The 21652-nt window shown below is 58.9% G+C and carries 15 protein-coding genes and 3 pseudogenes; 11 read left to right on the top strand and 7 right to left on the bottom strand.

The window, feature by feature from the left end:
* Positions 1 to 58: 58 nt before the first annotated feature.
* The 3 genes from relA (at position 59) to D3879_RS18815 (ending at position 3932) form a co-directional block, all read left to right on the top strand.
* The gene (gene relA / locus D3879_RS18825) at positions 59 to 2302 is read left to right on the top strand and encodes a GTP diphosphokinase (RefSeq protein WP_119955780.1); all 2244 of its coding nucleotides are present in this window, start codon (positions 59 to 61) and stop codon (positions 2300 to 2302) included.
* A gap of 133 nt (positions 2303 to 2435) precedes the next feature.
* Positions 2436 to 3272 carry a nucleoside triphosphate pyrophosphohydrolase gene (mazG, locus tag D3879_RS18820; RefSeq protein ID WP_119955779.1) on the top strand — a complete coding sequence of 279 codons (837 nt, stop codon included), beginning with the start codon at positions 2436 to 2438 and terminating at the stop codon, positions 3270 to 3272.
* Positions 3273 to 3392: 120 nt separating this feature from the next.
* A complete protein-coding gene (locus D3879_RS18815; protein WP_119955778.1) occupies positions 3393 to 3932 on the top strand; it encodes a DUF2058 domain-containing protein in 540 nt (179 codons plus the stop codon).
* 147 nt (positions 3933 to 4079) lie between these two features.
* Here D3879_RS18815 and D3879_RS27925 read toward each other — a convergent pair whose 3' ends face one another.
* A complete protein-coding gene (locus D3879_RS27925) occupies positions 4080 to 4343 on the bottom strand; it encodes a GNAT family N-acetyltransferase (protein WP_420800944.1) in 264 nt (87 codons plus the stop codon).
* Positions 4344 to 4455: 112 nt separating this feature from the next.
* Here D3879_RS27925 and D3879_RS18805 point away from each other — a divergent pair, with 112 nt between their 5' ends.
* The 5 genes and pseudogenes from D3879_RS18805 to D3879_RS27920 all read left to right on the top strand — a co-directional run.
* Positions 4456 to 5706, top strand: coding sequence for an IS256 family transposase (locus D3879_RS18805; protein ID WP_119955776.1), 1251 nt, complete (start codon positions 4456 to 4458; stop codon positions 5704 to 5706).
* A 962-nt stretch (positions 5707 to 6668) separates the two neighbouring features.
* Positions 6669 to 9176, top strand: a complete 2508-nt coding sequence (locus D3879_RS18795; RefSeq protein ID WP_119955774.1) for a type VI secretion system Vgr family protein — start codon at positions 6669 to 6671, stop codon at positions 9174 to 9176.
* 99 nt (positions 9177 to 9275) lie between these two features.
* A complete protein-coding gene (locus D3879_RS18790) occupies positions 9276 to 11429 on the top strand; it encodes a T6SS effector phospholipase Tle3 domain-containing protein (protein WP_119955773.1) in 2154 nt (717 codons plus the stop codon).
* A complete protein-coding gene (locus tag D3879_RS18785) occupies positions 11429 to 13027 on the top strand; it encodes a type VI lipase adapter Tla3 domain-containing protein (protein ID WP_338014894.1) in 1599 nt (532 codons plus the stop codon). Before D3879_RS18790 ends, D3879_RS18785 begins: the two co-directional genes overlap by 1 nt.
* 144 nt (positions 13028 to 13171) lie before the next feature.
* Positions 13172 to 13250 (top strand): annotated as a pseudogene (locus D3879_RS27920) (PAAR domain-containing protein); the annotation flags it as partial.
* Here the strand turns inward: D3879_RS27920 and D3879_RS18780 are convergent.
* From D3879_RS18780 to D3879_RS27910, 6 genes and pseudogenes are all read right to left on the bottom strand, one after another.
* Positions 13229 to 13765, bottom strand: a pseudogene (locus D3879_RS18780) (tyrosine-type recombinase/integrase); the annotation flags it as partial. The pseudogenes D3879_RS27920 and D3879_RS18780 sit on opposite strands and share 22 nt — an antisense overlap.
* Positions 13766 to 13978: 213 nt before the next feature.
* Positions 13979 to 14695, bottom strand: a complete 717-nt coding sequence (locus tag D3879_RS18775) for a DUF3108 domain-containing protein (protein ID WP_119955772.1) — start codon at positions 14693 to 14695, stop codon at positions 13979 to 13981.
* Positions 14696 to 14703: 8 nt separating this feature from the next.
* Positions 14704 to 15354: a phosphoribosylglycinamide formyltransferase gene (gene purN / locus D3879_RS18770; RefSeq protein ID WP_119955771.1), complete on the bottom strand. Its 651-nt coding sequence runs from the start codon at positions 15352 to 15354 to the stop codon at positions 14704 to 14706.
* Positions 15354 to 16412, bottom strand: a complete 1059-nt coding sequence (purM, locus tag D3879_RS18765; protein ID WP_119955770.1) for a phosphoribosylformylglycinamidine cyclo-ligase — start codon at positions 16410 to 16412, stop codon at positions 15354 to 15356. The genes purN and purM overlap by 1 nt, the downstream gene beginning before the upstream one ends.
* A gap of 300 nt (positions 16413 to 16712) precedes the next feature.
* Positions 16713 to 17438, bottom strand: a complete 726-nt coding sequence (locus D3879_RS27915; RefSeq protein ID WP_420800943.1) for a methyl-accepting chemotaxis protein — start codon at positions 17436 to 17438, stop codon at positions 16713 to 16715.
* Between the two features lie 132 nt (positions 17439 to 17570).
* A pseudogene (locus D3879_RS27910) lies at positions 17571 to 18332 on the bottom strand (MCP four helix bundle domain-containing protein); the annotation flags it as partial.
* 213 nt (positions 18333 to 18545) lie between these two features.
* On the opposite strand from D3879_RS27910, the gene D3879_RS18755 reads away from it, so the two are divergent.
* Genes D3879_RS18755 through hda form a run of 3 tightly spaced genes read left to right on the top strand, consistent with a single transcriptional unit; the run spans position 18546 to position 21427 of the window.
* Positions 18546 to 19589 (top strand): DUF2066 domain-containing protein, encoded by a 1044-nt coding sequence (locus tag D3879_RS18755; RefSeq protein ID WP_119955768.1) that lies wholly within the window; start codon positions 18546 to 18548, stop codon positions 19587 to 19589.
* Between the two features lie 45 nt (positions 19590 to 19634).
* On the top strand, positions 19635 to 20726 hold the full coding sequence (locus D3879_RS18750; protein ID WP_119955767.1) for an AI-2E family transporter: 1092 nt from the start codon (positions 19635 to 19637) through the stop codon (positions 20724 to 20726).
* Positions 20723 to 21427 carry a DnaA regulatory inactivator Hda gene (hda, locus tag D3879_RS18745; RefSeq protein WP_119955766.1) on the top strand — a complete coding sequence of 235 codons (705 nt, stop codon included), beginning with the start codon at positions 20723 to 20725 and terminating at the stop codon, positions 21425 to 21427. Before D3879_RS18750 ends, hda begins: the two co-directional genes overlap by 4 nt.
* Positions 21428 to 21652 lie beyond the last annotated feature (225 nt).

Here is a 21652-nt window from a genome sequence, read left to right as displayed (position 1 = left end):
GGCGATTTTCTATGAATTCAGGCGGCGTGTTTGCCGCACGCCGTAGGGAAGGTAAACGATGGTACAGGTTAGGGCGCACCACCCGATCCATACGGACGGCAGCATCAACCTAGAGGCCTGGCTCGATCATGTGCTCAGCGTCGATCCGGCGTTGGATCGTGAGGCCTTGAAGGCGGCTTGTGAGTTCGCCCGTGAGGCCGAGCAGCAAGCCAATGCCGCACAGAATCTGTGGGCCGAAGGCACCTCCAGTTTCCGCACTGGCCTGGAGATCGCCGTAATCCTCGCCGACCTCAAGCTCGATCAGGATTCCCTGGTCGCGGCAGTCATTTATCGCGGAGTGCGCGAAGGCAAGATTGCCCTGGCTTCGGTCCATCAGCGCTTCGGCGCGGTGGTCGCCAAGCTGATCGAAGGCGTGCTGCGCATGGCGGCGATCAGCGCCAGCCTCAGCCCGCGCGAGTCCCTGGTGCTCGGCACCCAGGTTCAGGTGGACAACCTGCGCAAGATGCTGGTGGCGATGGTCGACGATGTCCGCGTCGCGCTGATCAAGCTGGCCGAACGCACCTGCGCGATCCGCGCTATCAAGCACGCCGATGACGAAAAGCGTCATCGGGTGGCTCGCGAAGTCTTCGATATTTATGCCCCGCTGGCGCACCGACTGGGCATCGGCCATATCAAGTGGGAGCTGGAAGATCTGTCCTTCCGCTACCTGGAGCCTGAGCAATACAAACAGATCGCCAAGCTACTGCACGAACGGCGGCTGGATCGTGAGCGGTTTATTACCGAGGTGATGACGCAGCTCAAAACCGAGCTGGCCGCCACCGGCGTGCAGGCCGATATCAGCGGGCGGGCCAAACACATCTATTCGATCTGGCGCAAAATGCAGCGCAAAGGTCTGGAGTTCAGCCAGATCTATGACGTGCGTGCGTTGCGCGTGCTGGTGCCAGAGATGCGCGACTGCTACACCGCGCTGGGCATCGTGCATACCCTCTGGCGGCACATCCCGAAAGAGTTCGACGACTACATCGCCAACCCGAAAGAGAATGGCTACCGCTCGCTGCATACCGCGGTGATCGGCCCGGAGGGCAAGGTGCTGGAAGTGCAGATTCGCACCCACGCCATGCACGAAGAGGCCGAGTTGGGCGTTTGCGCGCACTGGCGCTACAAAGGCACCGACGTCAAATCCGGCTCCAACCATTACGAAGAGAAAATCTCCTGGCTACGCCAGGTCCTCGAATGGCACGAGGAACTCGGCGATATCGGCGGCCTGGCCGAGCAGTTGCGGGTGGATATCGAGCCGGATCGGGTCTACGTATTCACCCCGCACGGTCACGCCATCGACCTGCCCAAAGGTGCGACGCCGCTGGACTTCGCCTACCGTGTGCACACCGAAATCGGCCACAACTGCCGCGGTGCCAAGATCAACGGGCGCATCGTGCCGCTCAACTACAGCCTGCAGACCGGCGAGCAGGTGGAAATCATCACCAGTAAGCACGGCACGCCGAGTCGCGACTGGCTTAACACTAACCTCGGCTATGTCACCACCTCGCGGGCGCGGGCGAAGATCGTGCATTGGTTCAAGTTGCAGGATCGCGACCAGAATGTCGCTGCCGGCAAGGCTTTGCTCGAGCGGGAACTGAGTCGCATGGCACTGCCGCACGTGGACTACGGGCGCCTGGCGGAGAAGGCCAACCTGAAAACCGCCGAGGATCTGTTTGCCGCCCTCGGTGCCGGTGATCTGCGTCTGGCGCCTCTGGTCAACGCCGCACAGCAACTGGTCGAGCCGGAGCGTGGCCACGAGCAACTGGAGCTGATCCCGCGCCGGCCCACCGGTCACAAGCCGGGCAAGCGCGGTGATATCCAGATCCAGGGCGTCGGCAACCTGCTGACGCAGATGGCCGGTTGCTGCCAGCCGCTGCCGGGCGATGCGATCGTCGGTTACATCACGCTCGGACGTGGCGTCAGCATCCATCGCCAGGACTGCGCCTCGGTGCTGCAACTGAGCGGGCGTGAGCCGGAGCGGATTATCCAGGTCAGTTGGGGCCCGGTGCCGGTGCAGACCTATCCGGTGGACATCATCATCCGCGCCTACGACCGCTCAGGCTTGTTGCGCGACGTTACCCAAGTGCTGCTCAACGAGAAGATCAACGTGCTGGCGGTCAACACTCGCTCGAACAAGGAGGACAACACCGCCGCCATGTCGTTGACCGTCGAAATTCCGGGATTGGATGCGCTCGGTCGTCTGTTGGGGCGGATTTCCCAGTTGCCGAATATCATCGAGGCCCGTCGCAACCGAGCTTCTTGAGCTGCTGCGCTCGACCTGGCGTTGTTGAAGGCCTTCCGAAAAATGCTCATTGGCTAGAGCCAACTCCGCTTTTTCGGAAGGTCTTCGCCTAGCCAGCTCTTCGCTCGCGACGCTCAAGTGTATGGAGTAGTCAGTGTATAAACTTGAAGATCTGCTGCACCTGATGGCCCGCCTGCGCGATCCGCAGTACGGCTGCCCTTGGGATCTCAAACAGAGCTACGCCACCATAGTCCCCCACACTATCGAGGAGGCTTATGAGGTCGCCGACGCCATCGAGCGCGGTGACTTCGAGCATCTGCCCGGCGAACTCGGCGACTTGCTGTTTCAGGTGGTGTATTACAGCCAGTTGGCCCAAGAAGAAGGGCGTTTCGAGTTCGCCGCGGTAGTGGATGGCATCACCCGCAAGCTGATTCGCCGCCATCCCCATGTGTTCCCGGATGGCGACCTGTACGGCGCGCCAGATGTGGCCAAGCTGGAAGAGGCGGCGGTCAAGCAGCGCTGGGAAGAGTTGAAAGCCGAAGAACGCGCGGAGAAAGCCGCAGTTCCTGAGCAACTGTCATTACTGGATGACGTGCCGACGGCGTTGCCGGCCTTGTCCCGTGCGGTCAAGTTGCAGAAGCGCGCGGCCCAGGTCGGTTTCGATTGGCCGCAGGCGTTGCCGGTGGTGGATAAGGTTCGCGAAGAGCTGGACGAAGTGCTGGAGGCCATGAGCGAGAACGACCCCCAGGCGATGGCCGAGGAAATTGGTGATCTGTTGTTCGTGGTCGTTAACCTGGCCCGGCACCTGAAGGTCGACCCGGAAACTGCGCTGCGCAGCGCCAATGGCAAGTTCGAGCGACGCTTTCGATTTATCGAACAGGCATTGCGCGAAACCCGCCGACCCATTGAAAATTGCAGCCTCGAAGAACTGGATGCCCTCTGGGGCGAGGCCAAACGTCAGGAACAGGACAGCCTAGGTTGCGGTTCATAGTGCGTAGGGTGGGTACCCCCCAATTGGTCATCGGGTTGGATAATCAGGTTGTGGCGTTTAGCTGCGCCGCCGATGGGTTTCACCCACCCTACATTTCAAATTCATTGTAAGGCGCAGGTTATGAGTCTTTCTCTCCGCGACCAATTGCTGAAAGCCGGTCTGGTCAACCAAAAGCAGGCCAAACAGGTCGGCAAAGAAAAACAGAAGCAGAAACGCTTGGAGCACAAGGGCCAAATCGAGGTCGACGATTCGCAGAAGCGTGCTGCCTTGCAAGCCATGGCCGAGAAGGCTGCGCGCGATCAGGAACTGAACCGTCAGCAGCAGGAAAAGGCACAGAAGAAGGCCGAGGCTGCGCAGATCAAACAACTGATCGAGCAGAGCCGTCTACCTAAGTTGACCACCGAGGATTACTACAATTTTGTCGACGATAAGAAGGTCAAGCGCCTCTCCGTCAACAACCTGATGCGTGACAAGCTGAGCCGTGGTTCTTTGGCCATCGTTCAGCATGGCGGTGGTTATGAAGTGATCCCGCGTGAGGCCGCCTTGAAGATTCAAGAGCGCGATCCGCGTCGCGTGATACTGCTCAACACCCCGACCGAAGCGCCGGATGCGGACGATCCGTATGCGGCATATCAGGTGCCTGATGATCTGATGTGGTGAGGTTGAAATGCTGAAAAGCCGGGCAATGCCCGGCGTTTTTGTTGAGTTTTGGCCTTGTTTGCTTGGGTTTTTAAAGGGGGTTGAGTTATGTCCCCCCATTTGTCCCCCCACATAGGTCTTGCGTAGGAGGTGCAGTTCAGAAAACAGCTATTGCTTTGTAGGTGGTCGGGTGAACAGTTGCAAATGGCGCGTGGCGTTTGTCGAGGGGTATGGCGCGCCGGACTGGATGAAGCCAAGTCTGGTTAGCGTACGATGCATGAGGGTATTGTCTGTGTGAGAGGTGGCAAATATTCCTTGTCCTTCAGCAAAAGCCATAGCGGCTTGTGAGAGGTTTTGTGCGAAACCGTTGCCTCTGGCTTCTGGTGCGATAAAAACCCAGCCCAGTTCATACGGGAATGATGATGGGTGCAGCGCTGTCTTCGAGGTTGACGCAATTCGGGTTCGATAACCCGGATCGGGAGGGTGTTTTTAGTTTTGTGTAAACGGTCATTTGGCAGGAGACTGCCTACCCCAAGGAATTCCAATGACCGTACCGAAACGCACCAAACGGACCAAGCCCGATCCAGAGCTGCTCAAATTAGCCGACAGCTTGCTGGTCAACTACAAGAAATCTGAAGACCTCATCGGCGAAAACGGCCTGCTCAAGCAGCTCACCAAGATGCTGGTCGAGCGAGCGCTTGAGTCCGAGATGACCGAACACTTGGGGCACGCCAAAAGCGGGGCGGTCACCAACACCGCCGCAAACGCCCGCAACGGCCACAGCGGCAAGACCCTCAAAGGTGATTTCGGCGAATTGACGCTCGAGATCCCTCGCGACCGACAGGCTTCGTTCGAACCGCAACTCGTCGCCAAGCACCAAACCCGCTGGACCGGATTCGACGACAAGGTCATCTCCCTGTACGCCCGCGGCCTGAGCGTGCGAGAGATCCAGGCGCACCTGGAGGAAATGTACGGCGCCGAGGTCTCTCCCAGCCTGATCTCGGCCATCACCGACGCGGTGAGTGAGGAGGTCAAGCTCTGGCAGGCGCGGCCGCTGGATGCGCTCTACCCGATCCTCTACCTGGACTGTATTCACGTCAAAGTGCGCGATGCCGGCGCGGTGCGCAACAAGGCGGTTTACCTGGCCATCGGCGTCAACCTGGCCGGTCACAAGGAAGTGCTGGGCTTATGGATTGCCCAGACCGAGGGCGCCAAGTTCTGGCTACAGGTGGTCACCGAACTTAAGAACCGTGGCGTGCAGGACATCTTCATCGCCTGCGTGGACGGCCTCAAGGGCTTCCCGGAAGCGATTGAAACGGTCTACCCGAAGGCTGCCGTCCAGCTCTGCATCGTGCACATGGTGCGCAACAGCCTGAACTTCGTGTCGTGGAAACGGCAAAAGGAGGTGGCCGCCGATCTCAAGCTAATTTACACCTCGACGACTGTCGAACTGGCCGAACAAAGGCTCTGCGATTTTGAAGCTAAATGGGATGCTGAATACCAGTCGATCAGCCTGTCCTGGCGGCGGAACTGGGCGCGAGTCATACCGTTTTTCGATTATCCGGCCGAGATCCGCAAGGTGATCTACACCACCAACGCCATCGAATCGATCAACATGAGCCTGCGCAAAGTGATCAAGACCCGCGCTTCATTTCCGACTGACGATGCGGTCATGAAGTTGTTTTATCTGGCGCTGAACAACATCAGCAAGAAGTGGACGATGCCGATCCGGGACTGGAAAGCGGCCTTGAATCGCTTCAGTATCCAGTTCGAAGATCGGCTGTTGCCGGTTTAACCGAGATCCCGTTTACACAAAATCCCGTACACCCCCCGGATCGGGATGTTTGAGTCCAGCAACCCCGGCAAGATGACCGTCAACCTCAAGGAACGCTAATTGTGCAGCCCCTCTTATACGCCTTGCCAGTCCGGCAGATACGACCTCGCCGCCTCTCTCGACAAGGCTCATGAACTCCCGAATCTCCGCGTCGGAGCAAGCGCAAGGCTTTTTGGCAAAGAAATTGTGCCGTATGGTCATGCTACCCTGCGTTTGTCTAGGGGCTCTGGGCTATCCCAGGATTTTTTGTGATGAGACGATCGTTACGATAAACCACGTCGCCAATTTTGCTAGAGGGAATATCGGGCAATTGTGTGGGGGCAGATCATGAAGGGACCTCTGCTGATCTCGGGTTATTAGCTTGAATGCTGTGATGGGTGCGGGAAATGAACTCAACAGCATCCCCGTTGTCTCTCCTCTCGCTCGCTAGCCCAATTCTGAACCATTGCAAAAACGGATGAGTTTTAGGACGTTTCCTACAGCAATTTTTTCGCAGCCTTGTTAGCGTACTTAAAAAACGAGCTTGTGATGGCTCGGTGCGGCTTGTTCAGTGTGCCTTCGGCACCACCATGGTTGTGATAACCCCCCGTGCGTCGCCACGGTGAAAAGGAACAATGGATGTTCAACGCTTTTCCGCAAACGCTATTCAGTTTGACCCTTAACGGTGTCAAGCATGCCCTTCAAGTCCTTGTCGTCATCGGCAATGAGCCCATCGGTAAACCTGCGTATTCGACGTTGACCCGGCCAGCAAGCGGCCAGGCCATACCCGAAGCATTGCTCCGAATGTTCAACGATGGTGCCTGTGACGCTCACAAGTCGGTTGCTGTACCTCGTTAGGTGCTTGCGTTAAGTATCGGCCCCGTTAAGCGGTTGAGGTTCGTTTCCCCGCGTAGCGTCCATTATTTTGACTAGGGAGCAGTTATATGCGTCAAAGGGATTTGAGATTCACCTTCTCCGTGCTGTCCGGCCGGATGGAGTTCGAGGTCGTAGAGTTCACCCTGGAAGAAGCGATTTCCGAGCCTTACCGACTGACGCTCGAACTGGCCAGTAACAACCCCACTATCGATTTTGCTCAGGTTCTCGATCAGCCGGCGTTGCTGACGATCTGGAAAGGCACCACGGCTGTCCGCCATGTCCATGGCCTGGTCTCCAGCTTCACCCAGGGTAAAACCGGGTTTCGCCGTACACGTTACCGCCTCGTGGTCGAACCGCAGCTTGCCCGGCTTGGTCTGAGTTCCGACTGGCGGATCTTCCAGCAAAAAAGCGTGCCCGAAATACTCAAATCGGTATTGGCCGAGCAGGGCATTCTGGACTATCAGCCAAACATCCATACCGAGCACCTGCCTCGCGAATACTGTGCCCAAGCCGGTGACACTGACCTTTATTGGTTCGATCGGCTTTCTACGGAAGAAGGCTTGTTCTACTACTTCAAATCCGACGCGACTTCTCACACGCTGATCCAGAGCGACAAACTCTACGTTCAGGAGCGCATCCAGGGTGATCCGGTGCTGTACAGCGCACAGCCGGCGGGAGATGCTGAACGGCCAGTGCTCTATGCGTTCAGTTACACGGAAAATGTCCGCACGGCCGAGCAGACGCAGCGTGACTACACCTTCAAACGTCCCGCTTTCAACCAGCAACAGCGTCTCGCCGGCGAAGACCTGGAACATCAGGCTTCGCACTATGAGCGCTACGATTATCCGGGGCGGTACAAGGCCAGCGCTGCTGGCAAACCCTTCACTGAAAACCGCTTGCGGGGCCACCGTCGGGACGCGCAAATCGCCATGGTCGAAGGTGACGATCCGCGCTTGATTCCGGGCCTTTCCTTCCAGTTGACGGGCCACCCCCGGGAAGATTTCAACCGTTGGTGGCGGTCGGTGCGGATCACCCACAGAGGTGTGCAGCACGCCAGTCAGCAGGAAGAGTCCGCCGACGCCGAAATGGGGGTGAGCTACGATTTCACCGCCGAGATCATTCCTGAACAAATGGAGTGGCGCCCACTGCCCCTGCCTAAGCCCCGTATTGACGGGCCGCAGGTCGCGAGTGTGGTGGGCCCCCAAGGAGAGGAGATACACACGGATGAGTTTGGCCGGGTAAAGGTTCAATTCTCATGGGACCGGGAAGGCAAGAACAATGACTTCAGTTCCTGCTGGGTCCGGGTCTCGCAGAATTGGGCCGGCGCCGACTGGGGGCATATGGCAATCCCCCGCATTGGTCAGGAAGTCATCGTTGACTACCTAGACGGCGATTGTGACCAGCCGATCATTACCGGCCGCACTTACCGTGCGAGCAACATGCCGCCGTACCAGCTACCGAATCACAAGATCCTCAGCACCATCAAGAGCAAGGAATACAAAGGCAGCCGCGCCAACGAATTGCGCATCGATGACACCACCAAGGAAATCAGCGCAGCCCTGATGAGCGATCACGGCAGTACCGCCTTACACCTGGGGTATCTGACTCACCCGCGTCCCGACGGTGGCGCTCCGCGTGGTGAAGGTTTCGAGCTGCGTACCGACGAGCATGGTGCAATGCGAGCGGCCAAGGGCCTGCTGCTCAGCACCGAAGAACAGCTGAATGCCAGCGGTGGTCACCTGAACCGTGTCACTGCCGTTCAGGTATTGGAGGCGGCTCTGCAACTGGCCAAGGAATTGGGCGACTACGCTGCAGACCATGAAGGTGTTGGTCATGACACCGAGCCTCAGAAGACGCTCAGTGAAGCGATTCGTGACTTGGGGCACGGAGCAAACGATGAGTCGGACAAGACCAACGGCGGCAAACCAGCCATTGCCCTGAGCGGTCAGGCCGGTATCGCTGCAGTGTCTCCTAACAGCGTCACGCTGGCGGCCGGCGAGCATATCGACAGCGTGGCCCAGCAGAACCAGCAACTGACTTCAGGGCAGAAGTTCGTGGTCAACGCCGGCACCGACCTCGGGTTGTTCGCGCAAAGTGGTGAGATGCGCCACATCACCCACCAGGGGCTGATGCTATTGCAGGCGCAGAAGAACAACATCCGCCTGGAGGCGGACCAGAGTATGGAGGTCAGTGCGAGCAACCAGCATGTATTGGTCTCCGCCAAGGAGCACATCACCCTGATGTGCGGTGGCGCTTACCTCACCCTCAAAGGGGGCAACATCGAGCTGGGCATGCCGGGCAACTTTACCGTCAAGGCGGCTAAACACAGCATGCTGGGTGGCGCGAGTCTCGATACCGAGCTGCCGAAGTTCAAGGTGGGGGATACCCAACGGCGTTTCATGCTCAAGCAGATCGATGGCCAATCAGCGATGCCTAATGTGCCCTACAAAATCACCATGGCCAATGGTGAGATTGTCGAAGGCACCACTGATGCAACAGGGGCCACTCAGTTACTGCAGAAAGATGCGATGAACATCGCCAGTGTGCGCATGATGCTTTCAAAGGCTGGCGTATAAAAATCCAGAGCGGGTGGGCACAGCGGATTCGTAGCGGCCCCCAAATTCAGACAGCTGCCTGGACAGAAGGATAACCAGGCAGAAGCAAGGAGAGCACCAATGAATGATGCGGTTCGGATGAGAACAATCAGTTCAGGCAAGGCCATCACTCTGCCTGGCGGTGGTGACGTACATCTGATTGCAACTCCGCCCAAACCTTGCGTGACCATCGTCGTGCATGGGGTCAACGATCTTGCCGGTTGTTACGAGCGTATCGAGCGTGGCCTGTGCCAAGGGCTGAACGAACGCCTGGATATGCCGCAGACCCTGCCTAACGGCGCCAGTAACCCTGGTTACCTGATGTCGGCTGGATACAGCCTGCCCACTGACGATGACGGTAAAGCGAGCAACCCCGATGCTGTGTACTACCGGCGCAAGTTCAGTGCTTCCAGCGACGGTGGTTCAACCCGTAGTGTGGTTATCCCTTTCTATTGGGGGTTCCGCGAGGAAGAGGAGCAGATCAAAAAGACCGAGCCCCATGGGGAATGGTTGGATCGTAACAATAACCGTCTGGATAAGGCCGGTACCAAGGAGGGTGGGCAGTTCGTCAATGCCACCACTAACTTGCCGGATATGTGGGGTAAGGGTTTCAACGGCATGCTGTTCGGCTTCATTCCCATCGACGCGCTGGGCGGTACCACGACCCATCCGCTGTTCTCTGCCCCTAGCCGTCGTTATATGGTGCTCGCCGCCATGCGCCTGGCCGTGCTGGTCAGGATCATTCGCAAGCGTTATCCGAATGACACCATCAACGTGGTTGGTCACAGTCAGGGCACGCTGCTCACCCTGTTGGCCCATGCATTCCTCAAGGATGACGAGATAAAACCGGCTGATGGGGTGATCATGCTCAACTCACCCTATAGCCTGTTTGAGCCATTTACCGAGTCACTTCAGACGAATTATCAGCAGACGACCCAGGCGCGCATTGCCACTCTCAACGGCATTCTTCAGTTCATTGCGGGAACCCCAAACCCTGTTCCAGCGTTATCGAGTATTGCGCTGAAAAATTGCCAAGGTTACGGCGCCATTGGCGGGCCCGGCTGGAGCGGCGGCGCAGCGTCTCAAGCCAACATCCGTGGAGAGCCCATATCGTTTAACGAGCGGGATAACCGTGGTTGCACCTACCTGTATTTCACTCCCCAAGATCAAACTGTAGGTCTTAGCAACGTCCAGGGAATCGGATGGCGAGGTGTTGGGGATACCGTCAATGGATTGCCCGCGCGCACGGCGCTGCCACTGCGTTTCCATCAGCGCGTATTCACCCTGCGTAAGCGCAATGGCCAGAAGGAAGAAATCGGTAAACACGCTCCTCCCTATGTTTACCCCTTGATGATTGAGGGGGAGTCTTCTTGGGAGGACACCGGTTTGGGATGGAAGGACAGGAACATACAAAACGCCAAGTTCAAAAAAGGTGACAGCGTGATGCTGACCGCCGCCCAATTACCAGTGCCGGCCAAGGCGGACTTTTCCGCTGACGGTTCCGTTGCCGAGCCGGGGGAGAACTCAAACAGTGGCGTGTACCAGGCCAAGGATAAACTCGACCCTATCGATGCCGCCATCGGTGTGAGTAATAAAGGTTGGAAGGCCAAGGACACTCGTCATGCCCGGCAGGAGACCCTGGATGAGCAAACGGCGTTCAAGTATGGGCGTGATGCTGGCAGTGTCGAGAAGTCCCTCAATGAAGGCAAGGAGACGGCACAAACCGCCCACGTCTTTACATTCCGGGCGTTAGGCAATGGTCAGGTATTGGTCACTCGTGGAGAAACCCCTTACGAGGCGCGTCTGCGATTGCAGGGCGAGGGTTATCAAGAGGCTTTGTCGTTTCACTCCGCGATTCCGAATAACCCGGAGCACAGCCGGCAGGTGCTGGCGTATGACGTGGCCATCGGCGCGGGGGAGAGCGTTGATGACACGACCTTCTATGCCTATCTCTGCCGAGTGGCCGATTGGCGCCTGAATTGGAAAAGCACACGTACCAACGGAAGAGCACAACTTGATTCAGATATCGATAATGATCTACCAGACGAAGAGGTAGAGAAACTCTATCTTCAAGAGGAGCCCAAGAGTCGTGACCTGATTGACTCTACGGCAAGGTACCGCACGAGTGGTGCGCTGCCGGCCATCGTAAACGACAACATGCCGACTCTGGTGGCTAGCCAGTCTCGGGCGGGACGTATAGCGGGCAAATCCGTTAGTTTTGGAGAGACTGTCTGATGCGCCGTTTGCTTGCGTGCGGTGCACTCTCCGGCCTGCTGTTGACCAGCCATCTGGTTCAGGCTGCCGAGCCTCCTTTGACGACCATGCGCTGCTTTGCCAGCCAGGCCACGCCTGTGGCTGCCTATCCCTCTTCCCATAAGGCCTCTGCCATGTCTGCTGACGCTCGTTATCGTGCTCCGACCACTTCATCTCGCCTGGAAACCCTGGATGTGCTCAGCATCGGCATGAGCCTGGATGTATTTCGTCAAGGTCAGGCCTGGCAGACGTTGCAAGAGCAGAATGCAAAACAGCCAGAGGCTCTACATGTTGGCAGTATTCTGCCTATGGACCCGAAGAAGTACCCAGTGACTGCCGATGACAAGGATATGGCCTCTGAAAAACGGGAAACGGATGCGCTGGAGCTAGGGTTGCGAAACTTCATGGAAAAGTGGCCGATCCCTACCATCACAGTGGTTCGTGGTTGGAGTCCCAAAACACCGAATCTGCGTTTCACTCCTGAAAGAACGCAGGAAAGCCTGTCTGTCATGGTCAACGATATGCGGAGCCCGGCGGGATTGCATTGGCACCGCATTCGTAATTTACAGGACGGCATAGTCTGCAATGACACCCCCGAAGGGGTGGTGGAATCTCTGTTCCAGATATTCGAGCGTAATCCGGACCTTCCTGCGTTGCTGGTATACGTTAACGAGGGGTTCAACATGGCCTTGTCATTGACGACCAAGGGTAATAAGCCCATAGGGCTTGGGACCGGACCTCGGCAACCTGGTGAACTCACGGACTCAATAGTCGCCATGGTCGTCGGTCGTCCCGAACGTGTCGAATGGTTGCGTTACTACGCCCAGTTCGCCAAGGTCAACGACAATAAAATTGACCCCGAATTCAGAGGCTGGGGCTTGCGTAAACCCGCGGTGGAATTCCAGCCATCGGAGTTCATTCCACAGCCCTGGACCCAACGCGCTTTCGAGCAATGGGATGCGCTGCCGGTACTGGCCAAAATTCACCGCCCTGTCATGGTGTCGCTGCAACGCCCCGATACTGGCGAGCGTCTGAAGCGCGAGGCCCTGACCGCCCAGTTAGCTGCTGGCTGGCAAAAAGCTATAGATGGGCTCACTCCGAAGCCTGCTCGGTTGTTCTACGATGGCGGTTTGAATGCGGCCCCTCTCGCTGAACTGCTGCCCGCCCTGAAGGCCGCTCACAGCCCGCTTGACCTGCTTGAATCACGGGAGAGCTACGATCTCACCCAACGACTGGGTGACACAGGGGCGGCTTCGCCTTTTGTAGGAATCGCGCTGGCCACCATGGCCAGTTACCTGAATGCCGATACCAGCGTAGTCATGCCAATGCGCCGTCAGGACCAGGCGACGATCATCTCGATCACCTCGGCCACGCCGGGCAAGAAACCTGTCAGTAACCCTTTCGGGGTCAACCTGATGCCGCAGACCGCCAGCAGCGATGACCCGGCTCCCAAAATACAGCCGGTGGGTAACCCTATCGTGTCACCAACTCCTAAGCCGCCAGTTGTGCAAACGGACTATGCCTTGGAGGAGTTTCTGGCTGACCTGAAGCCGAACAGCAACTGGATGGATGAGCTGTAAAGCCCCGTAGACATCAATACTTGTTGTGACGGGAGGCTGCTTGCCTCTGGATGATCGATTATCACGCATGAGCACTCATCCTTCGGTGGGCATTGTGCCCACCGAAGGAGACGTATCTGATCGTGCAACGGATAAGGAGCAGATATGGACGTCATCCGACTTGGCGACTCCACCAGTCATGGTGGAACCGTGATTGAAGCGTGCGTCCAGGATCTGTTCAATCTGCCCGCGTACTCGTCGGCGGTTCTCGTTTTGGTGGCCCAGATCGGTTGCAGCACCTTGAGTATCTGGGGAGTGCCAATCTCCTCGGCTGACAGTTTGCCGATGTGGTCAAACGCATACAGCTCCAGCTTTCGTAGCCAGCCTTTGCGCCACTTATCTGACCAGGTGCCCCCGTGTGCTTCGCAATACTCGGTGGCGAGCGTTTCAAACTTTAGTTGTTTTGCCTCGCTGGCGCGTTGAGCCTCGCGTTGGGCTGCGCGTTCGATGTCGCGAGCGGCTAGAGGATCTACACCATCGCTCAATTGGCTGCGTTTGGCGCTGGCTTCTTGTCTAGCTTTCTTGAGACTGACTTCAGGAAAGGAGCCCAGGCCATCTCCCTACGACGACCTGCCAGTTGGAAGCGAAGAAGCCAGGATTTACGCCCGGTAGGTTGACGACCAAGCGAAGCCCATCATCATCTTCATAGGTGCCGGCTTCAGTCAGGTTTTCGACTTGTTTCGGATTCAGTTTACCCATTTATTTTCCCCTGTCGTTACCTTTTATCCCCCCAGTTGTCCCCCCCCCCCACTTCATTGTCGGATGAGGTCAAATGACGTTGAACACAATCGGACAGGAGAATGCCTTAAGCCCTCGGAATAGCTAGGCTATCAGGAGGATATCTGGAAGAGTTAGGATTATTTCGGACAATAATAAAGCCGGGCTTGGCCCGGCTTTTTTATGCCTTGAGGATTATTCGCCGCGGCCTTTGACGGGCTGGCCGTCCACCGAGCCATCCTTAAGCATGATCTGGTATTCCTTGCCGTCCTTCTCGACTTGATGCAGGCGCACCAGCAGGAAGTCCCAATCCTTGGCGAACCAGAGCACGGTTTTGCGGCTGCTCTGCGTCGGGTCACGCACGCGCTCGACCTTGATCGCATCGACCAAGCCGGCCTTGGTGCTGACGGTCTCTTCGCCCAGCACGCGGAAGTCGTAGGTTTCGATCTCGTCGCCGTCGATCACTTGGTAGCTCATGCTCTTTTTGCCGGCCGCCACATCATGCTGGAGCACCAGTTGATAGGTCGACTTGTCCTGCAGGCCACGGTTGAGTGGCTGAGAAACTTGCTGGCCGCGGTCGGTGCCGATGATTTGCTTCGCGGTCCAGTCGAAATCGAACTCAACCTGTTTACCTTTGCCCAGACCGCTACGGTCGTAGTTGTAGGTCAGCGGCAGGAAGCTGTCATTCTCGATGCGGAAGGTGCTTTCCTCGGTGACGCTGGCGACCAGCATGGAGGCTTCAAAGTTGAGCAGCCAGCGCCCGTCATCTTGGCGCTTGAGGCTGCGCTCAGCGGTACCGCTTATGGGCAGCTGTTTCCAGTCCGCGGTGTAGCTGGCGGAGAAGGGTTTGAGCTCCAGGGCCTGCACCGGCAGGGTAAGCACGGCGAGGACGAACAGCAGGGCGCGACGCATAGAGTCTCCTAGGTTCGAATCAGGTGGCCGGTGGCCGGTAGGGGCTGGCCATCCAGCATTGCGACGTGTGGGCCAAGACGCAAGCGGCCTTCGGCAAACCAACGCACGGCCAATGGGTAAATGTAGTGTTCCTGCACATGCACGCGTTTGGCCAGGCTTTCCGGTGAGTCATCCGACTGTACCGGGATTACAGCTTGTACGACCAGAGGGCCCCCATCGAGTTCCTCGGTGACGAAGTGCACGCTGCAACCGTGTTCGTTGTCGCCAGCCTCCAACACCCGTTGATGGGTGTGCAGGCCTTTGTATTTGGGCAGCAGCGAGGGATGGATATTCAGCAGGCGACCTTGGTAGTGACGCACAAAGTCTGGGCTGAGGATGCGCATAAAGCCAGCCAGCACTACCAGTTGAGGGGTGAAAGTGTCGATCAGCTCAATCAGCGCCGCATCGAAGGCCTCACGGCCGACGAAGGCTTTGTGATCGAGGACTTGGGTGTCGATACCGGCGGCTTTCGCCCGCTCCAGGCCGTAGGCGTCGGCGCGGTTGGCGATCACCGCGCGAATCCGGGCCGGATTTTCACCGGCCTGGGTAGCGTCGATCAGCGCTTGCAGGTTACTGCCGGAGCCAGAGATCAGCACGACTACATCGCAGCGTGCCGGCATCAGTGACCTTTCAGGTTGTTCAGTACCACACGCTCTGCGCCTTGAGCGCTGGCGGCGATCTGGCCGATCAGCCAAGGCTGTTCGCCGGCCTCGCGCAGGGTTTGCAGTGCCGTTTCGACGTGCTCTTGAGCCACGCAGATGACCATGCCCACGCCGCAGTTGAGGACGCGGTGCATTTCCACTTCGTTGACGTTGCCTTGCTCTTGCAGCCAGTCGAACACCGCCGGGCGTTTCCAGCTGGCCACATCGACCACCGCTTGCGCGCCTTCAGGCAGCACGCGCGGGATGTTATCCAGCAGGCCGCCACCGGTGATATGGGCCATGGCTTTGACTGCGCCGGTGTCTTTGATCAGCTTGAGCAGCGGTTTGACGTAGATCCGGGTCGGTGCCATCAGCAGCTCGGTCAGCGGCTTGCCGTCGAGCTGGATGTTCTCGATGTCGGCGCCGGCGACTTCGATGATCTTGCGGATCAGCGAATAACCGTTGGAGTGCGGGCCGGAGGAGGGCAGGGCGATGAGGGCGTCGCCGGCCTGCACCTTGGAGCCGTCGATGATCTCGGCCTTCTCCACCACGCCGACGCAGAAGCCGGCCAGGTCGTAGTCTTCGCCTTCGTACATGCCCGGCATCTCGGCAGTTTCACCGCCGACCAGGGAGCAGCCGGCCAGCTCACAGCCGGCGCCAATGCCGGTGACCACTTGCGCGGCGGTGTCGACGTTGAGTTTGCCGGTGGCGTAGTAGTCGAGGAAGAACAGCGGCTCGGCGCCACACACCACCAAGTCATTGACGCACATGGCGACCAGGTCGATGCCGATACTGTCGTGCTTGTTCAGGTTCAGCGCCAGACGCAGCTTGGTGCCGACGCCGTCGGTGCCAGAGACCAGTACCGGCTGCTTGTAACCGGCCGGGATCTCGCAGAGAGCGCCGAAGCCGCCCAGGCCGCCCATCACTTCCGGACGTGCGGTGCGCTTGGCCACGCTTTTGATGCGCTCGACCAGGGCTTCGCCCGCATCGATATCTACACCGGCGTCCTTGTAGCTAATGGAGGGTTGCTTGCTCATAGATCCAGGCCTTTTAAAAGGGATGTTCGGGGATCGACCGGGTCAAGTTAAGTGAACACTGCTGCGGGTTGCGCGCGAGATATCAGTTGAAAACCGGCTGAAAAGCACCGTTTGCCTGTTTTCGCCTTTCTCTGCTGCGCTCGCGAGGTTTCACTGGACTTGAGGTACTGCCGAAGCCGGTCTGCGAAGGCGCGCGATTTTATCAGGCTTACCGGCAGGCGGCCATCAGAGCCTGTCGGCCGGTGCCAGTGGCAAGGCGCTGGCGGCGGCTGATCCGACGAACAGCCGCCAGTTAATCTGTCAGAGGCGGAACCGATCGACCGACTGCGAGAGCTTACCCGCCAGGCTGGACAGTTCATCGGTGGTCGCGGCGTTCTGGCCAATCACCCGGCTATTGCCTTCGGACATGTTGGCAATCATTTCCACCTGGTGGGCGATTTCGTTACTGGCCAGGCTCTGCTCGCCGATAGTCCGGGTAATGTCATTGACCAACTGAGTCGTATTCAGGGTCGCCTCGAGGATTTCGCGGATGGCGCGTTCGACGTCGGCGGTCACCGCCATGCCTTTGTCGACCTGCGCGACGCCGGCCTCCATGCTGCTGACGGCCTCGCGCGTGCTTTGCTGGATGCGCTCGACCATGCTGGCGATTTCCTGAGTGGAGACGCTGGTCCGGCCGGCCAGGCTGCGCACCTCGTCGGCAACCACGGCAAAGCCACGGCCTTGCTCGCCGGCACGGGCGGCCTCGATGGCGGCGTTCAGCGCCAGCAGGTTGGTTTGGTCGGCGATGCCCTTGATCACCTGAATGATGCTGAAAATCTGCTCGGACTCTTTGTCCAGGGTGCGGATCACGTGCGCCGACTGCTGCACCGAGCGGGCAATGCCATCCATGTCGTTGACCACCTGATGGATCACCTGGCCGCCATCCTTGGCCAGTTGCTCGGCCTGGCTGGCCATATTCAGTGCGCGTTCGGCGTGGCGGGTGATTTCCTCGATGCTCGCGGTCATTTCGCTGGCGGCGGCAGCCATGGTGCTGGCGGCCTCGCTTTGTTGCTGGCTGCTGCCGGCCACCTGATGGCAGCCGCTGCTCAATTGCTGGCTCATGCCACTGACACCCTGGGCATTGCTGCGGACCACCTCGATCATGCTGCGCAGGTCGCGCTGCATGGTCGCCAGGCTGCGAGTCAGTGTGCTGGCTTCATCCTGCTGTTCGGGCTCGGGCTCGGCTATGCGCTCGCTGAGGTTGCCCTGAGCAATGCCGTCGGCGATCCGGCTCGCGGACTGCAACGGGCCCATGATGCTGCGAATGATCCATCGCCCTTGGATGAGCAGCAGTAGCAAGCTGGCGATGAGCACGCTGGCGAGGGTGAAGTTGGCGCTGCTGATGACTTGCTGGGTGCCTTTGCTGGTGAGTTGGGTGTTGGTTTCGATCAGTTCGCTGAGGGCGGCCAACTCGTCTTCCAGTCGACTGAACGCGTTATTGAAAGTGGTCAGGTCTTGCTGCGCGGCATCCGGGTCGTTGAGCGCCAGCCCGACGATGCGTTCGCCAGCGCTGATGTAGGTATCGAGGCTGGGCCTGACTTTGTTCAGGCCGGCCTTGATGGTGTCGTTGAGCGGCAGTTTGAGGTTGTCGCCGAGTAATTCACGAAAGCGCGCCGCGTGCTCAGCGACAGAACTGCGCGCTTCTTCTTTGCTGGTGGTGCTTTTGCCCAGCCCTACCAGCATGGCGGAGAGCACATCGGCGCGCAGCGCGTCGTGCATCATGTCGGCTTCAAGGTGATTGCGCAGTGCAGTCAGACTGACCTCATTGTCATTCACTGCTTCAGCCATCTGGGTATTCCCCAGGTAACTGACCAGGCTCATGATCAGGGCGGTGAGCAGGCCGGTGCCCGTCAGCAATAGCAGGCGTAGTTTTATCGACATACTAAGTTTCCCCTTTAGGCATGTGCCTGGTTAGCTAAGTGGAGCTGGTACTGGGGTTTGTTTGTTCGAGTGAGTTATCGACTGCTTTAAACAGTTATTTAGGCCTGTTTCTGCCCGGCCCTGATTATTTCTGGCCCCGGCAAGTGTTGCCGGGGTCGAGGTGGCTGTTTAAGGTAGAGCCTTTCCTTCGCCCTTAAGCCTTGAGAGAGTCCAATGCGCGCCATTGCCCGCCTGTTTGTCCTCTGTCTGTCGCTGCTCAGCCTGCCTTCGTGGGCGGAAACGGTCGCTGACCTGTATCAGGTGCGCGAGCCAGTCGCCAGCCAGCAACCCGAGGAGCGTGCCGCGGCGCTGAGCCGCGCGTTGGACACGCTGGTGTTGCGTCTTACCGGTGATAGCAAGGCGTCACGCAGCCCGGCCCTGGCCGAATTGCGCAAGGATCCACAACAGTTGATCAGCCAGTACGGCTACGAAAGTGGTCCGCCACAGTTGCTGGTGGTCGACTTTGACCCGATCAGCAGCGACCGCAGCTTGCGTCAAGCCGGCTTGTCGTTATGGGGTTCCAACCGCCCGGCGATCCTGACGTGGTGGCTGAATAACGCCAGTGAAGGCGCCAGTCTGGTCGGTGACGGTCAAGCCAGCGCCGCGCCGTTGCGCCGTGCCGCCCAGCACCGTGGTTTGCCGCTGCGCCTGCCACTGGCTGATTTGAATGAGCAACTGGTCGCTACGGTGGAAAACCTCACTGCCACCCAGCCTGCGGCACTGCGTCCGGCCTCCGAGCGCTATGCGGCGGATGCCTTGCTGGCGGTCAATGCCCAAGAGGAGTCTGGACAGTGGCAGGCACAGTGGCGCCTATGGCTGGGCGATAGCCGCGAGCAAGGTACCGCCCAGGGCGCCGACGCAGATGCCCTGACGGATGCGGTCTTTTTGGCCGTCAGCGAGCGTTTGGCGCCGCACTTTGTCGCTGCTCCGGGTGCGGCCGAGCGTCTGACGCTGGAAGTGCAGGGCGCCAATCTGGTCCGCTACGCCGAGCTGCAACGCTTGCTTGAGCCGTTCGGCGCGCGGCTGCAGAAGGTTGAAGGTGAGCGTCTGACCTATGAGGTCACGGCCAGCGCCGAGCAGTTGCGGGCGCAATTGGCCCTGGCGCATCTACAGGAAATGCCGGCCGAGGCTGCACCGGTGGCGGCCGGACAGACCCCGACGTCTGTTGCGGCACCTGTGCAACGGCCGCGCGCGGATGTACTGCGTTACCGGTGGTAGTCATCCGGTTTGGCTGGGTAAATTTCCCGTTGCGAGGCTTTGGGCATGACTGATTCACGTCACTGGCTATGGATTGCCGGGCTGTTTCTGCTCGGTTGGTTGCTATACCTGCTGCACCCGATTCTTTCGCCTTTTCTGATTGGCGTGTTGCTGGCCTACATAGGCGATCCGCTGGTGGATCAGTTGGAGCGTTGGAAGCTCTCGCGCACCTGGGCGGTTGTCGTGGTGTTCGGCTTGTTCAGCCTGGTGTTACTGGTGTTGCTATTGGTGCTGCTGCCGATGCTGGGCAGGCAGTTGGTACGCCTCTATGAGTTGGCGCCGCAGATGCTCGACTGGTTGCAGCATACGGCCCTGCCTTGGGCGCAGGCGCAACTGGGTCTGGCGGATGGTTTCTGGCGTTTCGATCAGCTCAAGGCGGCTTTTTCCGAGCATCTGGGCAAGACCACCGACATTGTTGGGGCGGTGCTGGCGCAGGCCACCGCTTCGAGTTTGGCGTTGCTCGGTTGGCTGGGCAATTTTCTGCTGATTCCGGTGGTGAGCTTTTATCTGCTGCGGGACTGGGACGTGATGGTGGCTAAGATGCGTAGCCTGCTGCCACGTAACCGCGAAGGTTTTGTCGTGCAGTTGGTCGGCGAGTGTCATGAAGTATTGGGCGCCTTCCTGCGTGGCCAGTTACTGGTGATGCTGGCGCTGGGGGTGATCTACGCCAGCGGCTTGATGCTGGTGGGCCTGGAATTGGGTCTGCTGATTGGCCTGCTCGCCGGCTTGGCCAGCATCGTGCCCTACATGGGCTTTGTCGTTGGCATTGGCGCAGCGGTCACTGCCGGGCTGTTTCAGTTTGGTGGTGAGCTTTATCCCTTACTGGGAATTGCAGCGGTCTTTATGGTCGGGCAATTGCTCGAAGGTATGCTACTAACGCCGTTGTTGGTGGGGGATCGCATTGGCCTGCATCCGGTGGCGGTAATCTTTGCAATTCTCGCTGGCGGCCAGTTATTTGGCTTCACTGGCGTACTGTTAGCGCTGCCGGTTGCCGCAGTGATCATGGTATTGCTGCGTCATGCTCATGATTTCTATAAACTTTCCGCTCTTTATCGAGAGTCCCCCGGCGGTTCTGACGAGCCGCCCAGTCCTGCATGAAACCGATTCAGCTCCCTCTTGGTGTGCGCCTGCGCGATGACGCCACCTTCGCTAACTACTATCCAGGCGCAAATGCCGCGGCGCTCGGCTATGTCGAGCGCCTCTGCGAGGCCGAAGCCGGCTGGGCGGAAAGTCTGATCTACCTCTGGGGTGGTGACGGCGTCGGCCGTAGCCATCTGCTGCAGGCCGCGTGCTTGCGCTTCGAGCAGCGTGGCGAGCAGGCCGTGTATCTGCCGTTGGCGGAGGTGGCGGACTACGGCCCGGAGTTGCTGGACAACCTTGAGCAGTGCGAGCTGGTCTGTCTGGATGATCTGGATGCGGTGGCCGGTCGTGCCGACTGGGAAGAGGCACTGTTCCACCTGTTCAACCGTCTGCGTGACAGTGGCCGCAGGTTGCTGCTGGCCGCCGCCGCTTCGCCCCGGGAGTTGCCGGTGCAGTTAGCAGACCTGCAGTCACGCCTGACCCTGGCGCTGGTCTTCCAGTTGCAGGCGCTGTCTGACGAAGACAAATTGCGGGCCCTGCAACTGCGTGCCTCACGTCGTGGCCTGCACCTGACCGACGAAGTCGGCCGCTTTATCCTCACGCGAGGCACGCGCAGCATGAGCGCGCTGTTCGAGCTGCTGGAACGCCTGGATCAGGCCTCCCTGCAGGCGCAGCGCAAGCTGACCATTCCTTTCCTGAAGGAAATCCTCGGCTGGTAAAAATCTGGCTTCAAGCTGCTGCGCTCAATCATGCTGCGTTGCGCCTTGTGACCCGTATGGATGTGGGGAATGCCGCTGCCCGTAAGGAGCGAGTGCGGTCCTGATCTTCGTTCGCGACGCTTTAAAATCCAATTTTGGTAGTTGATCTGCGGGCTGCCGCTTCGCGGTGAGGCCGCCCCTACCTGGGTTCCCGCATTCGCGGGAATGACGGATGTACGCGGGGAA

This window comes from Pseudomonas cavernicola (assembly GCF_003596405.1).
Lineage (GTDB): Bacteria > Pseudomonadota > Gammaproteobacteria > Pseudomonadales > Pseudomonadaceae > Aquipseudomonas > Aquipseudomonas cavernicola.
Note: the sequence above shows the minus strand (reverse complement) of the source record. Positions and strands in the feature narration are given on the sequence as shown.

Coding starts and splice junctions, on each gene's coding strand:
- D3879_RS18785 (WP_338014894.1), top strand. CDS start 11,429: ATGCGCCGTTTGCTTGCGTGCGGTGCACTCTCCGGCCTGCTGTTGACC.
- purN (WP_119955771.1), bottom strand. CDS start 15,354: ATGCCGGCACGCTGCGATGTAGTCGTGCTGATCTCTGGCTCCGGCAGT.
- D3879_RS18790 (WP_119955773.1), top strand. CDS start 9,276: ATGAATGATGCGGTTCGGATGAGAACAATCAGTTCAGGCAAGGCCATC.
- D3879_RS18795 (WP_119955774.1), top strand. CDS start 6,669: ATGCGTCAAAGGGATTTGAGATTCACCTTCTCCGTGCTGTCCGGCCGG.
- D3879_RS18755 (WP_119955768.1), top strand. CDS start 18,546: ATGCGCGCCATTGCCCGCCTGTTTGTCCTCTGTCTGTCGCTGCTCAGC.
- D3879_RS18750 (WP_119955767.1), top strand. CDS start 19,635: ATGACTGATTCACGTCACTGGCTATGGATTGCCGGGCTGTTTCTGCTC.
- D3879_RS18805 (WP_119955776.1), top strand. CDS start 4,456: ATGACCGTACCGAAACGCACCAAACGGACCAAGCCCGATCCAGAGCTG.
- hda (WP_119955766.1), top strand. CDS start 20,723: ATGAAACCGATTCAGCTCCCTCTTGGTGTGCGCCTGCGCGATGACGCC.
- relA (WP_119955780.1), top strand. CDS start 59: ATGGTACAGGTTAGGGCGCACCACCCGATCCATACGGACGGCAGCATC.
- D3879_RS27915 (WP_420800943.1), bottom strand. CDS start 17,438: ATGGCTGCCGCCGCCAGCGAAATGACCGCGAGCATCGAGGAAATCACC.
- purM (WP_119955770.1), bottom strand. CDS start 16,412: ATGAGCAAGCAACCCTCCATTAGCTACAAGGACGCCGGTGTAGATATC.
- D3879_RS18775 (WP_119955772.1), bottom strand. CDS start 14,695: ATGCGTCGCGCCCTGCTGTTCGTCCTCGCCGTGCTTACCCTGCCGGTG.
- D3879_RS18815 (WP_119955778.1), top strand. CDS start 3,393: ATGAGTCTTTCTCTCCGCGACCAATTGCTGAAAGCCGGTCTGGTCAAC.